Here is a 3,368-nt window from a genome sequence, read left to right as displayed (position 1 = left end):
CCAGCCCCTTGCCGCCCGCCCCCCTGCCCCCCGGCGTGTCGAGGCGGCGGAATTCCTCGAAGATCAGTTGCTGCTTGTCGACGGGGATGCCGGGACCGCTGTCGGCGACGCTCAGCCTTATCCCATCCGCCTCCGCGACGCAGGCGACGCGCACCGACCCGCGCTGGGTGTAGCGCAGCGCATTGGACAGGAAATTCTGGAGAATCCGCCGCAGCAGCCGGATGTCGGAGCGGACCCAGACCGGGGCCGTCTCCACCGCCAGCACCAGCCCCGCCGAACGCGCCATCGGCGCGAATTCCGTCCGCAGCGTATCGAGCAGCCGATCGATGCGGAAATCGCTGATCTCCGGCTGGATCGCGCCCGCGTCGAGGCGGCTGATCTCCAACAGCGCCTCCAGCAGATCCTCGACGGAATCCAGCGCGGTGGACGTCTGGTTGACCAGCGCCCGCGTCGGCAGCGCCAATCGCCGGTCGCCCAGCGCCGCGACGAACAGCCGCGCCGCGTTCAATGGCTGCAACAGATCATGACTGGCCGCCGCCAGGAAGCTGGTCTTGGACAGGTTCGCCTTCTCCGCCGCCGTCTTGGCGTCCATCAACTGCGCCTCGATCTGGCGCCGCTCGGCCACCTCCGCCTCCAGTTCGGAGGTGCGCTCCGCCACCCGCCGCTCCAGCGTCTCCGCCGTCTCGCGCAGCGCCGCCTGCGCGCGCAGCATGTCGGTCACGTCGGTGAAGCCGATCACCTGCCCGCCCCGCTCCATGGCGTTGCTGCGAATCTCGAAGCTGCGCCCCCCGGCATGGACCAGTTCGCTGCGATGGCGCGCCCCGCCCCGGTCGAGGCAGCCCCTGTCGTCCATCCCCAGATTGCCCCGGCACCAGTCCAGCAGCGCGGCATGGCTATCCCGCTCCTGCGCCCAGTCCTCCGGCAGTTCCAGCAGCCGTTGCAGCGCCTCGTTCCACGCCGCCAGCCGCCCCTCGGCATCGAACAGGCACACGCCTTCGGAGAGGTTGTCGAGCGTCGCCTGCAGCACAATGTTGCGCTCGGCCAGTTCCCGCGCGCGGTCGCGGGCATCCTCCGCCTTCACCTCGGTGATGTCGGTATAGATGCCGACGATGCCGCCCTCGCTGGTGCGCAGTTCGTTGATCTGCACCCAGCGCCCGTCGGACAGCGCCTGCACATGCCCGCCCTCCGCCACGCTATGGCGCGCCAGCCGGTCCGACACCCATCGGTCCTGTCCCACCGGGCGGTGATGCGCCGCCGCCAGCTTGGCGATCTCGTCGAAGCTCATGCCCTCGCGGATATGGTCCGCAATCTCCGGCCAGAAACCCAGATAGGCCTCGTTATAGAGGACCAGCCGGTCCTCCGCGTCGAACAGGACGAAGCCTTCGTTGATCGAATCGATCGCGTCGCGCAGCCGCATCCGCGCCGCGTCCGCATGGCCATGGGCGGAGGCGAGGTCGGCATTGGCCTCCGCCAGCTTCGCCAGCGCGTCTTCGAGCTGCACAGTCCGCTCGCGCACCATGGCTTCCAGCGAGATCGCGGTCTCGAACATCGAAAAGGCGTTGCCGGCCATGTCGCTCGACCGTTCGACCCGGTCGATCAGCGCCGCATTGATCTTGCGCAACTTGCGGTTCTCTTCCCGCAACGCCTCCAGTTCGGCGGAAGAGAGGGCCGCGTCGGTCATCGGCCGATGGCAAGGCCGCTGAAGGTCTGGTTGACGTGCAGCGCATGATATTGCTCGCCATAGGTGTTGAAGCCGATCACCCGATGCCGCCCGTACAGCTCCGACACGGCGCGGCTGATCTGCCGCTGCTCGGCATCGATGCGGTTCAATACGCAATCGAAGGCGATGATCCGGTCCACCGGTCCCACCTCCGCCGCAATGTCCGCGAACAGCGCGTCCATCCGCGCAATACGGTCCACCGGCTCGCCCACGGTCATCACGATCCCCTCGTCGATGGCGCAGTAGAAGGTAAGGCTGCCGTCGGGATTCGCGCTCTGGATCGACCGCACATGATAATCGCCCCCGGCCCGCACCATCAGCGGATGCGCGGCATAGAAGGCGACGCCCAGCGCCTCGCCCGCATGACCCGCCAGCCGCAGATATTCCTGCGCGGCGGGCTCCGCATTGATCTCGGTCACGATCCGGTCGTTCGGGATCGCCCCGGTGACGACCATCTTCGCCTCGCTCGGCCGGTAGTGCTGCGCCTTGAACACATGCAGCGGGCGCGGCGTGGACAGGATCGCCACCACCGCCGCATGGCCATGGAAGCGCCCGCCATGGAAGACCGCCGTCTCCCGAAAGGCCATGCCGTCGCCCGACGACCCGCCGATCAGCGCAATGTCGCCCAGCGCGTCCTGGATCGTCATGGTCAGCAATTCTTCCCGATGCGACAGCCCGTCGACCAGGAACAGCGCGACATGATTGACCTTCCCGCCCAGATGGCGGCTCTCCCGCTCCGCCTGCGCGGCCAGCCCGCGCACCGCCTGCCGCGCGGCGGCGGGATCGAAATTCTCGATGTCGTCGAAACAGAGCGAGGTCATGTGAAAGGCCGAAGCCGGAAAGCCGATGACGCTCAGGCTGTCCTCATCATAGCCATTTTCGGTCAGCTCGCCCGAACTGGTGCAGCCGATCGCCACCACGCCCTCCGTCCGGCGGTTGACCGCCCGCGCCAGCGCCTCCCGGTCGAAACGATGCGAACAGAACAGCAGCATCCCGGCCAGCGGTTCGTCCCCCAATTGACCGGCGACTTCCGCCATGGCCTTGGCCGGATCGCCCGCATGGCTTGACGCAAAGGCGATCTCCGATGCCAGCACCGTCATGTTCCTCTCCCCGCATTTTCTCCCTGTTCTTTTCTTGTCTAATGGGAATCAGCCGCCGCGCAAAGGCTCTCCCGCCGCTTCCAGCGCCGCATTCTCCTCATCGGTGAAGACGCGCGAGCGGACGATGAAGCGCATCCCCTCCGGGCTTTCCAGCGACATGCCCGCGCCCCGGCCCGGCACGACGTCGATGGTGACTTGCGTATGCCGCCAATATTCGAACTGCGCCGCGCCGATCCACACCGGCACGTCGCCCGCGATCTGGCCCAGCAGCACATCCTGCCCGCCGGTCCTGAACTCGCCCCGCGGAAAGCACATCGGCGCCGACCCGTCGCAACAACCGCCGGACTGGTGGAACATCAGCGGCCCATGCCGGGCCGCCAGCCGGGCGATCAGGACTTCGGCTTCCGGCGTGGCGAGGATGCGGGGTGGAAGGTTCATAATGATCTCCAGTCCCCCTCCCGTAAACGGGAGGGGTTAGGGGTGGGCGCGACCCCGGACTTGATCCGGGGGAGCTTCCAGCTTAGCCATTGCAGAATGGCGCTGAGGTT

3 protein-coding genes are annotated in these 3,368 nt (G+C 67.4%); all 3 read right to left on the bottom strand.

Annotation, left to right across the window (positions count from 1 at the left end; all coding sequences use genetic code 11):
• Positions 1–1,681 (bottom strand): PAS domain-containing sensor histidine kinase (locus tag K7W03_RS26970; RefSeq protein ID WP_222888018.1); only part of this gene is annotated, 1,681 nt, incomplete at its 3' end.
• The gene (locus tag K7W03_RS26965) at positions 1,678–2,820 is read right to left on the bottom strand and encodes an FIST N-terminal domain-containing protein (protein WP_044661018.1); all 1,143 of its coding nucleotides are present in this window, start codon (positions 2,818–2,820) and stop codon (positions 1,678–1,680) included. The genes K7W03_RS26965 and K7W03_RS26970, both read right to left, overlap by 4 nt.
• 48 nt (positions 2,821–2,868) lie before the next feature.
• Complete coding sequence (locus K7W03_RS26960) at positions 2,869–3,258, bottom strand: DUF779 domain-containing protein (protein WP_044661017.1); 390 nt, start codon at positions 3,256–3,258, stop codon at positions 2,869–2,871.
• Positions 3,259–3,368 lie beyond the last annotated feature (110 nt).

Source organism: Sphingobium sp. PNB, from assembly GCF_019873065.1.
In the GTDB taxonomy this organism is placed as follows: domain Bacteria; phylum Pseudomonadota; class Alphaproteobacteria; order Sphingomonadales; family Sphingomonadaceae; genus Sphingobium; species Sphingobium fuliginis.
Note: the sequence above shows the minus strand (reverse complement) of the source record. Positions and strands in the feature narration are given on the sequence as shown.